This is a genomic window from Pseudomonas sp. GM24 (assembly GCF_000282235.1).
Lineage (GTDB): Bacteria > Pseudomonadota > Gammaproteobacteria > Pseudomonadales > Pseudomonadaceae > Aquipseudomonas.
Genome location: NZ_AKJR01000021.1, coordinates 1 through 17,235 on the forward strand (window position 1 = coordinate 1; position 17,235 = coordinate 17,235).

A 17,235-nucleotide genomic window follows, 5' to 3' on the forward strand; every position below is an offset into this window, starting at 1 on the left:
ATGGTGGCTGTGCGCATGGCGCCCTCGGGTGCGCCGGATTTAGGGTTTGGGGTCCGGTCTACTAACTTGCGCACAGCTGCCTCCCATCCGTTTAGTAGCGAGATTGGTTGCGGCCCCTATTGATAGGTACCAAGCCCATGTACAAAGTAACGCCAAATCCGCCGGAAACCGATCCGGCATCCCCCTACGAATCACCCAATTCCAAGAAATTCCACGAAGCCGCCGAACGCGCGCTCGACCACTACCTCAGCCCGACCGCGCAGATCATGGGTTCCACCCGCGAACCTGAACCGATGTACCTCGCCAACCCTGCCTATGACACCGAATCGTTGCTGGCCAACGCCAGCGAAACCCTCGGCTCGGCCACCACCATGCTCAACAACTTCGCCGCGCTGCTCGACACCTCGCACCGCAAGACTGCACTCGGCATCGCGCAGGTCGTCATGTTGGGCGAATTGGCGGTGAATCAGGCGCTGGATAAGGTTGTGCCGGCGGGTTAATCCTTTCGCTTCAAGAAGCCAAAGAAACCGGCCAATGAGTGCCGGTTTCTCGAGACGGCTACCTGGCAGCACGACTTCCGGCAAGTAGCCCGATGTTTTGGTCGATGCGTTGTTGAATGGTGCGCAAGGTTTCCTGGGTGATCACACCCGGATACAAACTTTCAGCCATGGCTGTGAATCGGCTAGCCACCTCGCAAAATCGGTCAATGATGTCGGCGGCCGTAGCGGCGTTTACTTCAGCCTCCACTGCAAGGTTGAGCAGGTGTTCTCTTCCAATTTCCAAGGCTTCACCCATCACGTCCATCTGGTGATAGCCTCCCGGCCCCTCGCAGAAAGTGACGTCATAGGCCGGCGCTAATTTCCAGTCTCCGCCAGGCGACATGATGTAAGCAAAGTTCTTCGGATGGTCGTCTCGGTTATTGAATGCGACATTGAAGACGACCCGCTCAAACGCTACGGCTTTCTCTCGTACGTCATTGCTGCACTTATGAGTCGCACGCAAGAAGTTGACGTAGTCCAGCGCCCCTGGGGATCTGAAGTCCGCACCGGTAAAGGCTGCAAGACTCTGCATGGGCACCCGCAAGTCGTTTTGTCGGTCAAAGCGTTTGGTGGCAAAAGCGGCCATTCCTTCAGACAGGCTGAAATAACGAGTGTCAGGGGTTTGGATACCGCACAAGCGTAAACATTCGGCATAGACCATTTCGATGGCGCACACCTCGGGATGTTCTTGCTGAGCCGGAAACTTCACCAACCAGGCTTCGAAACCGGGAGTGGCAGCCGTAGTAAAGGCGTCAGTGTGCGGATCGCGATACACCAGCGCTTTTGGTCGGGCGCCTTGTGGAGAACCTCCGACCAGTAGCAGCTTCTGGAGAAGCTCTCCACCTTTACCTTTGAGTACTTCCTGCACTTCGGACGCGAGCAACTCGATGGGAACATGCATTTGCGGTTCCAGCGCCTCGGGTGCAACAGGTTCAAACGACATGGCCCCCATGGCATTGTTGCCAATGTAGGCTAGCCGCTCCAAGGGGCCTATGCGCGCGGGGTTGAGGCCTCGACGTTTGAACAATCGGTCCATCAGCAACATGCCCCAGCCATCTGGCAGCGAGTCATAAACCGGCCCAGGCAGTCCCAACTGATGTGACGGGAAATCCCGGTTTAACCTGGCTCCCTGTAATGGAAGCCTCAAGGAGGAGAGTTCCAGCCCTCTGTTTTTTGCCTCATCGCTGTACTCAAACATGACCTGCGGGCGACCGGTCAGGGCTTTCGTCGAAGCAAGTGTGCCCCACCGCCAACGTTCACCCCAGCCCTCGTAGTAGACGTCCACTTGTTCAAGCATTGTCGGCTTTCCTTTTGATGCGATGACGCTTGGCCGTTTTTTCGTAGCGAATGATATCGTCTAGAGTTTCGAGCCTTGGCAGAAACAACCCTTCGAGTTCCTTTTCGCGCCCGAGAACCATTGCCACTCGCACCATGTTGTCGAAACTCACATTACGACCGGCTTCAAGGTTTGACACCGTATTCGTCGCAATGCCCGCGCGAGCGGCCACGTCTGCCTGTGTCATCTCCAAAGCCAATCGTTCTGTGCGCAGGCGGTGGCAAATCCGTTTGACGATCTCGCTTGCGGTGGTGAGGCTTAAATCCAGCATGTCGTGTGTACCGTCGGCGTTCAGTTTTGATTCTCAGTACGCAATATACTGTGGATTAAACCTGAAAATATCCTTTAACTCACAAGAAAATGTAATTAGGTTTAATGGGTAGGATAGGCCAGCACGGGTTGACGCGCCAAGGTTCAACCCTGCTGCAAAACTTTCAGAGCCGCCGACGCCAGAAAGCCCGAGCGGCTTTTCTCTTCCGGGTGATGCAACACATACTCATCAATGCGATTGAGCAAATGGCCCGGCAGGGTGATGTTGAGCTTTTGGGCTTTGCCCAAATACTTGAGCACATCGATATCCACCACGGCCCATGCACAACCGGCGTATTTCGGGTTGGCCACGTGCAGGCTCAGTTTGCTGGCCGCTGGAATGGGGGCGTCGTCGTCCGCCAGAATCTCGAAATGACCTTCGATGGCTTCGCGAGCCATGGCGACGGCATCGTCCAGATCCTCTCCGGCGGAAAAGCATCCAGGAATGTCCGGGACTTCTACACCCCAGGCGTGATGGTCATCGCCAATTGAAATCGCAATCGGGTAGAGCATATTCGTTGTCCTCCATGGCGCAACTGACTCAGAGAGTCAAAGCAGCGCCTGCTGCAAAATACTGATGGCCGTTTTCTTCAGCAGATCCTTTTTTGGATGTGGCACGGTGACCAGTCCTGGTTTGCTCGGGTGCTTGAAGTGATGGTGACTTCCTTTGATCCTTACCAGATACCAACCGTCTGCGACGAGTTGGCCGATTAAAAAACGGCTATTCACAACACCTCCCTGTGGTGTGCTTGGTGGGTACTATACCCATTGAGCTAATATGATCAACACTATAACCACCGGTCGGTAGTGGTCCTCTGACGGGCGGGGTCGCTTAGCGCAGTCTAGATAAGGCAGAAGCGATGGTGAGGTGGGTGTGTTACCGGGTTTTGCTTATGTTCATGTGGCGATCTTCCGCTGCAAAATAATGGAACACATCTTTTTCTGACGTCACTGCTCGGGCTGCTAACGTTGAACTCTAATGGGCGAAGGTCATGGACCCTCAACGAGCCTGTTGAAAGGAAATCACCTCTCGATATAGCCAGCGTAGTTATGTATGGAATTTGCCCATGTGATCGTCAGAAGGGAGTGAAACGGATGTCGACTCTAAAATTCAGCTATAGAGATGCAAAGGGCGATTTAAGTCAGCGGGAGTTGATTCAATGGTCAGAGAATTCGGTTTACATTCAAGGACGATCGGCCAGCGATACCTTTCCTAAAACCTATCGCAAGGATCGCATCATCGAAGTATTGCTTGGGGCTGAGCTGCTCTTAAAGGAGGCCGCTCCTCCTTCTCCGAGGCTTCAGCACGATCGAAAGCCACCGGCGCTCGTTGCTTCAGAAGCCGCTTCGCAAACGCCTGATCCGAAAATGTCACCGGGTAGGATCAATCAAATTCTTTTCACTGGGTTCGCAGCTGCACAACGGGCTGAGCTTGAGCAAAAGGCAGTGGAATATGGGTTGAAGGTCATGAGTACGGCAGGCAAGACGCTGACGTTTCTTTGTTATGGTGAAAATGCGGGGCCAACCAAAGTTTCCAAGGCACTTGAGGCTGGAGCTTTCATCATCAACTCAGAGCAATTCTTGAATCTGATCACAACGGGAGAAATCCCCTGAAGTCATCACTTCGCTCAGCCTGCGCATTGAAACTGCACCAACCGCCGAATGCTTGTTACATGCAGCCAGCATCACCTCATTCTGCTTCTTGGTAGCTGCGGTCAGCACTTCACGGTAAACACGCTTTTTTTCATGGGATTTCGCATTACGGATGAAGTCTGCGAATGGGCTTGCGTACTCCCCTTCGAATTCGATTGTCATGGAATTGCCCCTTCATAGATCCCGAGCATGGGCACCATTTCGTGCCTCGCACGCTTCTCAAGGATTGTCGTTAGAGAGAACAAAAGCGTACAGGGGGAGAGCGCATCTTCAACTAGCGGAGTGTTTCTGAAAGGTTCCGAACTGCCCCATTTGGCCAACCTCAAATCCCAGACACAAAAAAACCGGCCATGTAGGCCGGTTTTTGCTGTTCCTGCATCCCCCGTCAAAAAAAACAACGTGAGACAAAAATTGAGTGGAGCGGGTAGAGGGAATCGAACCCTCGTCGGAAGCTTGGGAAGCTACTGTTCTACCATTAAACTATACCCGCTCAGAGCGGCTGACTTTGTACCAGACTCGGCCACGGATTTGAAGTTTTTCTTTTACTCATGAACGCTTTAAATCACTGAAAACGGTCAATCGCGGGCGAGCACTGCGGTGCGTAAAGCAAAATCCCAACCCCACAGCCTCGCTCGCGACGACACCCTTTCAAATAGCCAATGCATGTTGATCCTGAACAAACGAGTAACGCGTTCGGCTGGTCTGCTGTGCCGGTTTCAGAAAGCCGAGCAAGGCGTTCTGGCTGTCGCGGCACGCAGCCTTGTGTTCCATGTCGAGAAAGTGCCCGGTGGCTTGCAGCGTGGTGAACGTGCTCTGCGCCACGTGGTTGCCGAACAGGCGGGCGTCTTCGGCAGCGGTGTATTCGTCCCATTCGCCGTTTAGAAACAGCACTGGCACGTTGATCTTTTTCGCTGCGTTCAGATAGCACTGCCGATCACTGTGCAGTACGTCGCTGATGTGGAAGTGCATCTGCCCGTATTCGTGCTCGGCCAGGCTGCTGACGTGGCGATAGTTGAAGCGTTTGAACAGTGACGGCAGGTGTTTGCCGATGGTGCTGTTGACCAGATGGCCGACGCGGTCGCCGTCGCGCTGGCCGAGGTAGTCGACGCCACGTTCGAGGTAATCGAGCATGTGCGCGTTGATCACTGGCGAGAACGAGCTGATCACCGCTCGTTCAATGCGCCGTGGCTGGTGGGCGAGGGCGACCAGGGTCGCAGCGCCGCCCCAGGAGAACGACAGCACGTGTTCGGCGGCGAAGTGGTCGATCAGCTCGAGCAGAATCTGCCCTTCGACGTCCTTGGTCAGATGTTTCTCGTGGCGGTTGTGGGCTTTTGACCGGCCCGCGTAAGGCTGGTCGTAGCAGACCACGTTGAATTGCGGGTGCAGGTTTTTCACAGTCTGTGCAAACGACGCAGTCGTGGCCATCGAGCCGTTGACCAGGATGATGGTCTTTTCTGCGGCGTCTGCGCGATAGAACTCCGTGTAAACCCGATACTGACCCTGTATATCCAGCACAGCGATTTCTGGCCTCATGTCATAAGACTCCTGGCAAGCAAGCGGGTATGCGCGCAAATAGAGATTGCACGAGCTTTGTGACAGGTAGGCATACGCCTGGAATTTGCTTGGCCCATGTCGATCCATGACTGCGGTCGACGGGTATTGTTATTGGCGGGCAGTCTGCCGGCTGAGGCGGAGCCTTGAAGGCTCTCTACCGGCAAAAAGTTTCTTGGATGTACGTTGTGACTCATCGGTCACAATCTGGCCGACGTCCTGATTCAAGCAGGGGAGTCGGGATCGCGCAAGTGCCGTTGGTAAATTGTTCGACAACTTCTGCTGAGCGGTCGCCGGCTTAGAACAAATGGATCTCTTCGGTGCGCAAAGCGCGGTACTCGCCCGGTTTTAGCGCGTTATCGAGGTGCAGAAGCCCCATGGATTCGCGGTGCAGGCGCAGGACTTTGTTGTTGAAGAAACCAAACATGCGCTTCACCTGATGGTAGCGACCTTCGACGATGCTCAGCCGCGCCGACCGTGGGCCAAGCAGCTCCAGCTGCGCCGGCTGGGTGGTCAGGTCTTCGAAAGCGAAGTAGATCCCCTCGGCAAAGGTGCTCGCATAGTGCGCGCCAATCTCCTGCTCGGTCTCGACGTAATAGACCTTCGGCAGTTTGGTCTGCGGTTGAGTCAGGCGCCGTGACCACGCGCCGTCGTTGGTGATCAGCATCAGACCGGTGGTGTTGAAGTCCAGGCGTCCGGCGATGTGCAGGTCGTCCTTGTCCGGTTCATCGATCAGGTCGAGCACGGTCGGATGTTGCGGATCGCGAGTGGCGCTGACGCAGCCCGGCGGCTTGTGCAGCATGAAGTAGCGCGCCGCTTTGCCGACTTGTAGCACTTCGTCATCGACTTCGACACGGCTGAATTCCAGCACTTCGCTGTGCGGATCGCTGACGACTTTTCCGTCAATCCGCACGCGCTTTTCCACCAGCAACAGGCGAACCTGCTGACGGTTGTAGCGGGGCAGGTTGCTGAGGAAACGGTCGACACGCATGTTCAGAGTTCGGTGAATGAAGGACCGCGCATCTTACGGGATCGGCCGCTTGGCCGCTTGCAGTTGCGCCTCGACTTGCGCGCAACGCGGGCACAGGCAGGATTGGTTGCGCAGTTCTGGCGGCAGCGCTTCAAGCACGGCCGGGTCGATGCTCACGCCATAGCACCAGCATTCGCGGTCGGCGCTGCGCGGGTCGGCGAGGCTGCAGTCGTTGCGGGCGCCGCAGGCCGGGCAATGGTCGGGTTTAACGTCAGAATCAGGCATAAGTCGAGTGAGGCATTTCCACGCAGGTGCGATTGCGGCCGGTGTGTTTGGCCCGGTACATCGCATGATCGGCCCGCGACAGCAGGCTGTGCAAGGTGTCATCGCGTTGCAGGGTGGTGGCGCCGATGCTTACCGTCAGATGGAGGCGGTGGCCGTCGTAGGCATATTCGTGCTGTTCGACGTGTTGGCGGATCTTTTCGGCAATTTTCTGACCGGTGTCGCCGTCGGTGTCCTTCAGTAAAACGATAAATTCCTCACCGCCCCAGCGGCAGACAATGTCAGCGTGGCGCAGGCAACTTTGCAGGTCGCGGGCAAAACCGATCAATACCTGATCGCCGGCCATGTGCCCGTAGGTGTCGTTCAATACCTTGAAATGATCGAGGTCGAGCAGCAACGCCGTCAGCGGTTTGGTTTCGCGTTGGGCTTCGTGCAGAGCCTGCGCGGCGAGAATGTCGAAGCCACGGCGGTTGGGCAGTTCGGTGAGACTGTCGAGAATGGCCTGCGCCTGGATTTTGCTTTGATAACGCTTGATCACGCGGTTGAGCAGCGCCAGAACGATCAGCGTCACCAGCAGGCAGATCAGCAGATTCAGGTACAGCGACTGGCGAATCTCACTCAGCGCGCCGTCTTCGCGTTTATCGACAAACAGGTACCAGTTCAGCTCCGGAATAAACCGTACGTTGAGGAAATGCCCTTGCCCATGAGCGGAATATTCGTAGCTGCCGCTGTGCGGTTTCGGCAACTGGCTCACCAGACTTTTCATGCTCTCCAGTTCACTCAGGCTCTGACCGATGTGCGCGCCTTCAGGCCCGCCCTCGGCGCCGGTCAACACCAGTCGGCCGAAGGTGTCGACGAAGTACACGCTGCGTTGATAGCGCTGTTGATACTTGTCGATCAACTTGATCACCGCGTCCACGGTCAGACCGACCCCGGCCGCGCCGATGAAGCGATTGTGATAGTCGTAAACCTTGTAGTTGATGAAGAACGTCAGGTTGTCCTTGTTAGCCAGATCCGGGTCGACGTTGATCTCGTACGGGTCATTCATGTCGCGCACGCGGAAGTACCAGGCGTCGCGCGGCTCATCGACCTTGACCTGCTTGAGCACGCCTTTGGCGTGGTAGTAGGTGAGGGTGCTGTTGGAGACGAAGAAAGCCGTGTAGGCGCCGTAATGGGTCATGACTTCGTCGAGGTAGCGGGTCATCTGCTCGGGATTTTGCTCGCCGTTGACCACCCAGTCGCGCATGAAGGTGTCGCGGGACATCATCGAGGAAATCAGGATCGGCCTGACGAGGTCTTTCTGGATTTCCGAGTAGACCGTGTCGGACGTCAGCGGCAGTTCGGTGTTGACGATGTTGTCGCGGATCGACTCGCGGGAGGCGTAGTAGCTGAGTAACGACGTGGCAAGGAACCCGGCGCCGAGCAGGGCGATCAGCGTCAGGACCAGTGAGCGTTGCGAGTACAGGGGAGAACGAAGCGGCATGGCAGATCCGTTAGCAGTGGCCCGATGGCATGCATTCTAGTGGGATGGCCGGGAAAAGACTGCGGGATTTATGCCTGAAATGGCGGGGGATATGACGTAGAGGGTGTGTCAGAAGGATCGCTCCCTCACCCCAGCCCTCTCCCGGAGGGAGAGGGCGCTAGATTGTGGTGATTTCAAAAATTGTGTTCGGCTCGGTATCACCGAATGGCAACTATCTTAAAGACACCCCGCTCAGTTCTCTCTCCCTCAGGGGTGAGGGCTGAATTGTGGTGATTTCAAAACCTGAGTTCGACGGATTATCACTGAATGGCAATCCCCTCACAGACACCTCGGTCAGTCCCCTCTCCCTCCGGGAGAGGGCTAGGGTGAGGGCTGGTTTCTGGATCAACTCCGAGTTTCAAGATACGCCCGCCATCCCCCCAAATGGCTGATGTCCAGCGCCCCTTCCAGACCATACGGCTCACAAATAAACCCGCTCTCCCAACGTCCATCCGCCAGTTGCACCTTGCCCAACCCAAGCGGTGCCGGAATCCCGGTGAGGAACGAGCCCAACTCACTGCTCGGCAATTCCCACACCTCCACCGCAATCGCCACACCGCCAGCCTTGACCCGCACCATGCCCGGACGCAGCGGTGGGCCGCCGGCCAACGCGTGCAGTTGATAGTCCGGCGAACTCAACGTCGTCTCCAGCAATCTCCCGCCACGCTGCGTCAGTTGCCAGTTCAACGCCAACCCTTGCAAATGCGCGCCACACACCACGATGCGTGCGCGATCATGGCGCGCAACGTTTGCGGGCGTGGGCAATGCCGAGTCCTGCTGACGCTGCAGCGCATCGGCCACGCTCAGCAGATATTGATCGGTGAACGCCCGGCCAAACAGCGTCACGCCCCACGGCAATCCATTGGCCATAAACCCGCTCGGCACGGCGACGGCGGCGTAGTCGAGCAGGTTCATGAAGTTGGTGTAGTAACCCAGTTCGGAGTTACGCAAAACCGGTTCGGCGTGCAGTTCGGCCAGTGTCACCGGGCGGCCGATAGTCGGTGTGAGTACGCAGTCGAGATCTTCGAGTGCCTGATCGCACAGCGCTTTCAAGGCTTGCAGCCGATATTGCGCACGGAAGGTCTGTACGCCGCTCACCGCCGGCGCCTTGGCCAGCACGGCACGAATCACCGGCAAAACCGCTTCGGGATTCTGCTCCATCAACTCGCCTGCCACGCTATAGCGTTCGGCGACCCATGGCCCTTCGTAAAGCAGGCGCGCGGCTTCAAGGAATGGCGACAGGTCCAGTTCAAGCGCTTCGCCACCCAGGGCCTTGAGCCGGTCGATGGCATCGCCGAACAGCAGCGGGCCTTCGACGCAGCCGAAAAACTTGAGATCCTGCGCGCGCGGCACACCGAATCGAAATGCGCGTGGCGCACCAAACGCCGAGCCGTCATTCCACGATGGATTGCGGCGGCAGTATTCGTCGCGCGGATCAAGTTTTGCCGTCAACGCGAGCAACTGACTGGCTTCACGCGCCGTCGCGGTAAACGTGGTCACGCAATCCAGCGTGCGGCATGCGGGCAGCACACCGGCCGTGGAAATCAGGCCTTTGCTCGCCTTCAATCCAACCAGATTGTTCAGCGCCGCCGGCACTCGACCGGAGCCTGCGGTGTCAGTGCCCAAGGCAAAACTGGCCACGCCCAACGCCACCGCCAGCGACGAACCTGCGCTGGAGCCACCGGACGGATACTCCGTCAGCACGCTGTTCGGGCACGCGCCATACGGCGAGCGGCTGCCGTTAAGTCCCGTAGCAAACTGATCGAGATTGGTCTTGCCCAGCGGTATCGCCCCCAAGGCGATCAACTGCTCGACGATGGTCGCCGAGCGCTCCGGCACATAAGCAAAGTCCGGGCACGCGGCGGTGGTGGCAATACCCGCCAGATCAATGTTGTCCTTGATCGCAAACGGCACGCCATACAGCGGCAGAATGTCGAGGTCGCGGCCGTCGAGGGCGGCAAGGTAGGGCTCCAGTTCAACGACGCTGAGCAGATGAATGAACAGGTGATAATCCGGGTTCAGCGCGGCAGCTTTCTCGCGCAGTTTCGCCAGCAGTTGACGTGGTGTGGTGTCGCCATTGCGATAGGCCTGGCGCAGAACATCGAGTTGCAGATTCATGAGTTGATCCTTATCCAATTGGCTTCAGTCGAGTTCCAGCACCACGACCCGTTGTCCGGCGCGCACCGCCGAACCGGGCTGCACGCGGATCTCGCGCACCACCCCGGCCATCGGCGCGAGTACCGGGATTTCCATCTTCATCGACTCGAGAATCACCAGCACGTCACCCGCCGCGACACGGCTGCCGGCCTCGACCTGCACCTGCCAGAGATTGCCGGCAATGTGGCTGTCGACGCTGTGCTCACCGTCGGCCAGTGGAGCGTCTTCGCTGGACTCCGCCACGGCTTCTTCGCTGTCGAAATGCGCCTGACCGCTGGCGATCCAGCGTTCACGCTCAGCATTGAAGGCGCCCTGTTGCTGGGCACGAAAGGCGTTGATGCCTCCGGCTTCGCGATTGAGAAAAGCCTGATAATCGGCGAGGTTGAGCTGGCTGTGTTCGATGTTGAGATCGAAGCGCCCGAGTGGAAAATCCCTGCGGATGCGCAGCAGTTCTTCGGCGCTGACCGGGTAGAAACGAATCTGGTCGAAGAAGCGCAGCAGCCACGGTTTGCCGTCGAACGCGGTGACTTCGCGGTAGCGGTTCCACATCTGCAAGGTGCGCCCGACAAACTGATAACCGCCGGGGCCTTCCATGCCGTACACGCACATATAGGCACCGCCGATGCCTACCGAGTTTTCAGCGGTCCAGGTGCGTGCCGGGTTGTATTTGGTTGTGACCAAACGATGACGCGGATCCAGCGGCGTGGCGACTGGCGCACCGAGGTAAACGTCGCCAAGCCCCATCACCAGATAGCTCGCCTCGAACACCGTGCGCTGCACTTCGTCGAGGTTGGGCAGGTCGTTGATGCGGCGGATGAACTCCAGATTGCTCGGGCACCACGGCGCGTCCTTGCGCACAGTAGTCATGTATTTCTCGATGGCCAACTGGCAGGCCGGGTCGTCCCACGACAGCGGCAAATGGATGATGCGCGACGGCACTTGCAGGTCGTTGGCGGCGCACACCGCGTCCCATTCACCGGCGACGATGCCGAGCAGATCGGCCAGCGGCAGTTGCTCGGGTTGATAGTGGATTTGCAGCGAGCGAATGCCGGGGGTGAGGTCGATCACGCCGTGCAGGGATTTGTGTTCCAGCGCTTGCATGAGGGCGTGGGCGCGGAAGCGCAGGACGAGATTGAGTTCAGGCTCGCCGATTTCCAACAATAGGTGAGTATCGCCAGAGACCCGCCCAACCAAGCGCATATCACCCTGACCCAACTCCAGCACCACAGGCGACACAAGATCCTGTGGGAGCTGGCTTGCCAGCGATGAAGTTAATGCGGTGTCTGGACGGGCCCCATCGCTGGCAAGCCAGCTCCCACAGTTATCCCATTTCAGGGCGAGATCGCGGGCGGTTTTGAGGTCGACGGGGATGAACTGGATTTTATCGCCAGCCTTGAGCTGCCCCAGTTGCCACAGATCCGCCTCGATCACCGTCACCGGGCAAACAAACCCACCAAGGCTCGGGCCGTCCGGGCCGAGGATGACGGGCATGTCACCGGTAAAATCCACGGCGCCGATGGCATACGGATTGTCGTGAATGTTCGATGGATGCAACCCGGCCTCGCCACCGTCGGCACGCACCCATTCCGGCTTCGGCCCGATCAGGCGGACACCGGTGCGGCTGGAGTTGAAATGCACTTCCCACTGGGTTTGAAAAAAACTGCCGATGTAGTTTTCCGTAAAATATTCCGGTGCGCCGTGCGGGCCGTAAATCACCCTGATCTGCCGCACCGCTGGCAACGCGGTGATGTGCTGCTCGGTCAACTGCTGGCCAGCACTGCGGTCAGTCAGCGCAGGGATATGCAACACATCCCCGGCACGCAACGCCCGACCACCATGCCCACCAAACTGGCCGAGGGTGAAAGTGCTTTTGCTGCCCAGATAATCCGGCACCTGCAAACCACCGCGCAGGCACAGATAACTGCGTGCCCCGGCGCCGCTGATGCTGCCCAGATGCAACGTCGCGCCCGCCGGGATCAGCAGCGCGGTGTTCATCGGCACGCTTGTGCCTTCAAGCGTCAAGGCAATCGGCGCCCCCGTCACCGCGACCACTGCTGTGCAATTGAAGCGCAGCAACGGCCCGCTCATGGTGATTTCCAGCGCCGCCGCGCCGTCAGCGTTGCCGAGCAGACGATTGCCCAAACGCAGCGCGCGACTGTCCATCGGCCCCGATGGAGGTACACCGACAGCCCAGTAACCGAGGCGACCGGGATAATCCTGCACGCTGGTTTGCGTGCCGGCGCTGAGCACTTCGAAGGTGTTGGCGCGATAGACCAGACCTTCCAGGCAACGCGTCCACGGCTCACCGCTGGCGAACGGCGCGTCGAGGAGAATCTGCCGCAGGTAGTCGCGGTTGGTTTCCACGCCGTACAACAGACTGTCGCCTAACGCTTGATGCAACTCGGCACGCGCCTGTTCGCGGCTCGGCGCCCAGGTGATGACCTTGGCAATCATCGGATCGAAGTACGGCGGAATCTCGCAACCGGCCTCGACCCAGGTATCGATGCGCAGTTGAATACCGTTGGCCGGCGGGAATTCCACGGCTGTCAGCAAGCCTGGGCTCGGCTGAAAATCGCGGCCGGGATCCTCCGCGTACAGGCGCGCCTGAATCGCGTGGCCCTCGGGTTTCAGCTGACGATACAACTCGCTCAGCGGCGGTAAATCTCCCGCCGCCAGCTCAACCATCCAGCGCACCAGATCCACGCCCCATACTTGCTCAGTGACGCCATGCTCCACCTGCAACCGCGTGTTCACTTCGAGAAAGTAGAAGCGCTGCGCGTCGCTGTCGAAGACGAATTCAACCGTGCCGGCGCTGCGGTAGTTCACCGCCTTCGCCAGTTTGATCGCCGCCGCGCACAGCTCGTCGGCCATGCCGTCGGGCAGGTTCGGCGCCGGGGTTTCTTCGAGGACTTTCTGATTGCGCCGCTGCACCGAGCAGTCGCGCACGCCGAGGGCGATGACCTCGCCGCGTCCGTCGCCGAACATCTGCACCTCCAGGTGCCGGGCGCGCTGAATGTACTTCTCGATAAACACGCCGGCGTCGCTGAAGTTGTTCTGACCGAGGCGTTTCACCGCTTCGAACGACTCGCTCAGTTCGCTGGCGCTGCGGCACACGCGCATGCCGATGCCGCCACCGCCGGCGGTGCTTTTCAGCATCACCGGGTAGCCGACTTGTTCGCCGGCAATCAGCGCGGCGTCGAGGCTGTCGAGCAGTTCGGTGCCTTCGAGCATGGGCACGCCGTGTTGTTTGGCCAACGCGCGGGCGGTGTGCTTGAGGCCGAACACGCGCAGTTGTTCCGGCGTCGGGCCGATGAAGGCGATGTTCTGCGCTGCGCAGGCTTCGGCGAACGCGGCGTTTTCCGAGAGGAATCCGTAGCCGGGATGGATCGCGGTGGCGCCGCTTTGCTTGGCGATGGCGAGGATTTTTTCGACCGCCAGATAGGTGCCGGCGGCAGCGCCTTCACCGAGGCTGTGCGCTTCATCCGCGTGCAGGATGTGCAGGCTGGCGGCGTCGGCTTCGGAATACACCGCCACGCCTTTGACCTGCAGTGCGCCGAGGGTGCGCAGGATGCGGCAGGCAATGGCGCCACGGTTGGCGATGAGGACTTTTTCGAACATGGCATAACCCCTGAAGGGGAAGCGGGCCGTCCCGCTGTTTTTCGACAGACATCCGGGCCGTCCCGGATGAAAAAACCACTTCAGATCACCACCGAGCCCCTGTAGGAGTGAGCCTGCTCGCGATAGCGTCGGATCAATCAAAACTGATGCGTCTGACACACCGCGATCGCGAGCAGGCTCACTCCTACAATGGGATTTGTGCTGGTTTCACTTTTTAAGGCATTGCCCGGAACGGGCCTGGCACAGGGCGAAAAGCCAACGGCGCAAACGGCTGATTTTCAGTTCCATACCAGCAGCTCCGCAGGTGTCGGGTTGTAGGCGTTGCACGGGTTGTTCAACTGCGGACAGTTGGAAATCAACACAATCACATCCATCTCCGCACGCAAGTCGACGTACTTGCCCGGCGCCGAAATCCCGTCCTCGAAGGTCAGCCCGCCATCCGCCGTTACCGGCACATTCATGAAGAAATTGATGTTCGGCCCGATGTCACCTTTGCCCAGTCGCCCATCATGGGCACAGGCGCGCAGGTAGTTGTCGCGGCAGCTGTGCATGTAGCGCTTTTCCAAGGCGTAGCGCACGGTGTTGCTCTCTTGCGCGCACGCGCCGCCGAGGGTGTCGTGGCGTCCGCAGGTGTCGGCGACGATGGTCAGCATCGCGTGGCCGAGGTTGGAATACAGCACGCTGCCGGTGCTCAGGTAGACGCTGTTCTGCCGACGCAAGGTGCGCTGCACGTCGTAGCGTTCCTTGGGGTTGGCGAGGCTGTAGAACAAGGTATCGACGGCCTGATTGCCTTCCAGGTCGAGAATGCGCAGGGTCTGGCCAGCCTTGACCTCCATCAGCCAGGGTTCACCGGCCGGGATTGTGCCGCGGTACACCGCTGCGTCGGGTTGTTTTTGCGAAGTGGCGATAGCAACTGACATGGCAGCGATCCTCAGGCGAACAAACGGTCGGTGTTGATAAAGCCGCGCTCATTTTCCGGGCGCGAGGTGCGGCAGTGTTCGGCGACGCTGGCGTCGGCGTTCATCCAGCTCAGCTTCAGTGGTTTTGGTGCGTATTCCGGCGCCGGATCCATCGGGTGTTGCAGCGCGGTGAGCACCACCAGCGTGTCCATCGGCGCGTACAGTTCGATGTAGTCGCCGGCCTTGGAATTGCCCTCGACGAAGTGGAAACGCCCGGCCTCATCTACATTCACGCGGCTGAACAGATTGAGCGTCATCAGCAGGTCGGACAGGCCCAAACCCCACTTGCCGAGTTCCACCAACAGGTTGTCGGTGCCGTTGCGGAAGAAACCGTTGCGCAGTTCCTGATAGCGGCCCTGGCCGTACTTTTCTGCGACTTCTTCGGCGCAGAGCACACCGCCGAGACTGTCGCTCCAGCCGCAGGTGTCGGCAGTGATTGCGGCGAGTACGCGGCCCATGTCCGAGTACAGGCAGTGGCCGCTGGTGAGTTTGGCGGTGTGTTGGCACTTGAGGCTGTCGGGCAGGTTCAGCCGCTCGGTTTTTTCATTGGCGTTGAGCAGGGTCAGGCTGACGTTGGCGCCACCGCGCAGATCAGTCAGGCGCAGCAATTGGCCGCGCTTCAACACGAAGGAACGGTGGCCGCCACCGGGGAGCATTTCTTCGGCAAACGGTGGGAACAGTTGGGTCGAATCAGTCATCGGTTTATTCATTGGAGCAGTCCTCTCAAGCGGTGCGAAGGGCGCCTGCCAGTGGCAACGGCAAGGCGTCGACGGCGGCGCGTTGGGCGCGGCGGTCGCTGTTCAAAGGGATGTCGTAGGTGATGCGTGCGCCATAGGCGCCGGGGGCGTGCGGGTCGAGGCGCACCTTGTCGAACACCAGCAGACGGGTGCCGAGGCTGAAACCTTCGGACAGGTCATGGGTGACCATGAACACGGTCAACCGGGTCTCGCGCCACAGCTCCAGCAGCAAGGCGTGCATGTCCTTGCGGATGCCCGGATCGAGTGCGCCGAACGGTTCGTCGAGCAGCAACACCCGCGGTTTCATGATCAGTGCCTGGGCAATCGCCAAGCGTTGCTGCATGCCGCCGGACAACTGCGCCGGGTATTTGTCGAGGGCATGGCCGAGGCCGACTTTATTCAGCAATGCCGCCGCTTGTTCGCGCGCCTCACGTTTGGCGCTGCCGAACAACCGACCGATCAGCGGCGCACGCGGCAATTCGAGGCCGAGGGCGACGTTGTCGAGCACGCTCAAATGCGGGAACACCGAGTAGCGCTGGAACACCACGCCACGGCTGGCATCCGGTTCGCTGGCCAGCGCTTGACCGTCGAGCAGAATCTCGCCGCGACTCGCGGTTTCCTGGCCGAGCAGCAGGCGCAGGAAGGTCGATTTGCCGCAACCGGACGCGCCGACCAGGGTGCAGAACTCGCCCTCATTGACGCTCAGGTTCAAGCCTTCCAGCACCACCTGATCGGCGTATTGCTGCCAGACGTTTTTCACGGTGATGAAGCTCATTTGGCCGCTCCCTCATACCAAGGGAAGGCGCGACGGGTCAGGTATTTCAGGCCCCAATCCATCAGCCAGGCGAGGAGGGTGATCCACACCACGTACGGCAGAATCACATCCATCGCCAGATAACGCCGGACCAGAAAAATCCGGTAGCCGAGGCCGTCGGTGGAGGCGATCGCTTCGGCGGCAATCAGGAACAGCCACGCTGAACCGAGCATCAGCCGTAACGAAATCAGCAAGCGTGGCAGCAGTTGCGGCAACACCACGCGCAGCATCAGCGTCCAGGTCGAGGCGCCGAGGGTCTGCGCCTTGATCAGCAGTTCGACGGGAATTTCCCGTGCGCGCTGTTCCAGATCGCGAGCGAGGGCTGGGGTGATGCCGATCACGATCAGCATGACTTTCGACAACTCGCCCAGACCGAAGACGATGAACAGAATCGGCAGGATCGCCAGCGGCGGCACCATCGACAGCACTGTCAGCAGCGGCGACAACGGCGCGCCGAACAACGGCAGCGTGCCGGCGGCGATGCCCAGGCACAGCCCGGCCAATGCAGCGATGCCGAGGCCGATGGCCAGACGCCGCAGACTCGACGCGGTGTCCTGCCACAACAGGTAGTCACCGGTGCGGCTGTCGGCATTGAAGGCCAGACGTTTGACCGCGTCGCTCATCTGCACGGCGCTGGGCAGCAGTTTGTCGTTGGGGTTGTCCGCCAGGCGCTCGGCCGAACCCATGAAGTAGGCGAACAACACCAGCGCGAACGGCAGGATCACCAACAGCAGGCGACTGGGGCGATCCGGGTGGCGATTGATCAGGCGCATGGCCAAATCCTCCGT

At 59.3% G+C, this 17,235-nt stretch carries 17 protein-coding genes and 1 tRNA gene; 2 read left to right on the forward strand and 16 right to left on the reverse strand.

The annotated features are described in order from the left end of the window. Positions 1 to 137: 137 nt before the first annotated feature. Positions 138 to 500: a DUF6124 family protein gene (locus PMI23_RS02930; RefSeq protein ID WP_007911476.1), complete on the forward strand. Its 363-nt coding sequence runs from the start codon at positions 138 to 140 to the stop codon at positions 498 to 500. Positions 501 to 558: 58 nt separating this feature from the next. Here PMI23_RS02930 and PMI23_RS02935 read toward each other — a convergent pair whose 3' ends face one another. The 4 genes from PMI23_RS02935 to PMI23_RS02950 form a co-directional block, all read right to left on the reverse strand. Further along, positions 559 to 1,836, reverse strand: coding sequence for a type II toxin-antitoxin system HipA family toxin (locus PMI23_RS02935; protein ID WP_007911475.1), 1,278 nt, complete (start codon positions 1,834 to 1,836; stop codon positions 559 to 561). Next, positions 1,829 to 2,146 carry a helix-turn-helix domain-containing protein gene (locus PMI23_RS02940; protein ID WP_007911474.1) on the reverse strand — a complete coding sequence of 106 codons (318 nt, stop codon included), beginning with the start codon at positions 2,144 to 2,146 and terminating at the stop codon, positions 1,829 to 1,831. The genes PMI23_RS02935 and PMI23_RS02940 overlap by 8 nt, the downstream gene beginning before the upstream one ends. Positions 2,147 to 2,289: 143 nt before the next feature. Beyond that, positions 2,290 to 2,697, reverse strand: coding sequence for a type II toxin-antitoxin system HicB family antitoxin (locus PMI23_RS02945; RefSeq protein ID WP_007911473.1), 408 nt, complete (start codon positions 2,695 to 2,697; stop codon positions 2,290 to 2,292). 36 nt (positions 2,698 to 2,733) lie between these two features. Further along, complete coding sequence (locus PMI23_RS02950) at positions 2,734 to 2,913, reverse strand: type II toxin-antitoxin system HicA family toxin (protein WP_007911472.1); 180 nt, start codon at positions 2,911 to 2,913, stop codon at positions 2,734 to 2,736. Between the two features lie 366 nt (positions 2,914 to 3,279). On the opposite strand from PMI23_RS02950, the gene PMI23_RS02955 reads away from it, so the two are divergent. Continuing rightward, the gene (locus PMI23_RS02955) at positions 3,280 to 3,798 is read left to right on the forward strand and encodes a BRCT domain-containing protein (protein ID WP_042704881.1); all 519 of its coding nucleotides are present in this window, start codon (positions 3,280 to 3,282) and stop codon (positions 3,796 to 3,798) included. Here PMI23_RS02955 and PMI23_RS29155 read toward each other — a convergent pair. From PMI23_RS29155 to PMI23_RS03010, 12 genes are all read right to left on the reverse strand, one after another. Continuing rightward, the gene (locus PMI23_RS29155) at positions 3,754 to 3,999 is read right to left on the reverse strand and encodes a hypothetical protein (RefSeq protein ID WP_007911471.1); all 246 of its coding nucleotides are present in this window, start codon (positions 3,997 to 3,999) and stop codon (positions 3,754 to 3,756) included. The two genes, PMI23_RS02955 and PMI23_RS29155, sit on opposite strands and share 45 nt — an antisense overlap. A gap of 254 nt (positions 4,000 to 4,253) precedes the next feature. Further along, a tRNA-Gly gene (locus PMI23_RS02960) sits at positions 4,254 to 4,327 on the reverse strand. 158 nt (positions 4,328 to 4,485) lie between these two features. After that, positions 4,486 to 5,370, reverse strand: a complete 885-nt coding sequence (locus tag PMI23_RS02965; RefSeq protein WP_007911470.1) for an alpha/beta fold hydrolase — start codon at positions 5,368 to 5,370, stop codon at positions 4,486 to 4,488. A 316-nt stretch (positions 5,371 to 5,686) separates the two neighbouring features. Further along, the gene (locus PMI23_RS02970) at positions 5,687 to 6,379 is read right to left on the reverse strand and encodes a pseudouridine synthase (protein ID WP_007911469.1); all 693 of its coding nucleotides are present in this window, start codon (positions 6,377 to 6,379) and stop codon (positions 5,687 to 5,689) included. Positions 6,380 to 6,412: 33 nt separating this feature from the next. Then, positions 6,413 to 6,643, reverse strand: a complete 231-nt coding sequence (locus tag PMI23_RS02975) for a cysteine-rich CWC family protein (RefSeq protein WP_007911468.1) — start codon at positions 6,641 to 6,643, stop codon at positions 6,413 to 6,415. Further along, the gene (locus PMI23_RS02980; protein ID WP_007911467.1) at positions 6,636 to 8,123 is read right to left on the reverse strand and encodes a sensor domain-containing diguanylate cyclase; all 1,488 of its coding nucleotides are present in this window, start codon (positions 8,121 to 8,123) and stop codon (positions 6,636 to 6,638) included. Before PMI23_RS02980 ends, PMI23_RS02975 begins: the two co-directional genes overlap by 8 nt. A gap of 384 nt (positions 8,124 to 8,507) precedes the next feature. Beyond that, on the reverse strand, positions 8,508 to 10,280 hold the full coding sequence (gene atzF, locus PMI23_RS02985) for an allophanate hydrolase (RefSeq protein WP_007911466.1): 1,773 nt from the start codon (positions 10,278 to 10,280) through the stop codon (positions 8,508 to 8,510). A 24-nt stretch (positions 10,281 to 10,304) separates the two neighbouring features. Next, positions 10,305 to 13,937, reverse strand: coding sequence for an urea carboxylase (uca, locus tag PMI23_RS02990; RefSeq protein WP_007911465.1), 3,633 nt, complete (start codon positions 13,935 to 13,937; stop codon positions 10,305 to 10,307). Positions 13,938 to 14,215: 278 nt separating this feature from the next. After that, positions 14,216 to 14,857 carry an urea amidolyase associated protein UAAP2 gene (locus PMI23_RS02995; RefSeq protein WP_007911464.1) on the reverse strand — a complete coding sequence of 214 codons (642 nt, stop codon included), beginning with the start codon at positions 14,855 to 14,857 and terminating at the stop codon, positions 14,216 to 14,218. Positions 14,858 to 14,868: 11 nt separating this feature from the next. Beyond that, positions 14,869 to 15,594, reverse strand: coding sequence for an urea amidolyase associated protein UAAP1 (locus PMI23_RS03000; RefSeq protein WP_042704882.1), 726 nt, complete (start codon positions 15,592 to 15,594; stop codon positions 14,869 to 14,871). Positions 15,595 to 15,619: 25 nt separating this feature from the next. Next, positions 15,620 to 16,408 carry an ABC transporter ATP-binding protein gene (locus PMI23_RS03005; RefSeq protein ID WP_007911461.1) on the reverse strand — a complete coding sequence of 263 codons (789 nt, stop codon included), beginning with the start codon at positions 16,406 to 16,408 and terminating at the stop codon, positions 15,620 to 15,622. Next, on the reverse strand, positions 16,405 to 17,220 hold the full coding sequence (locus PMI23_RS03010; RefSeq protein ID WP_007911459.1) for an ABC transporter permease: 816 nt from the start codon (positions 17,218 to 17,220) through the stop codon (positions 16,405 to 16,407). Before PMI23_RS03010 ends, PMI23_RS03005 begins: the two co-directional genes overlap by 4 nt. Positions 17,221 to 17,235 lie beyond the last annotated feature (15 nt).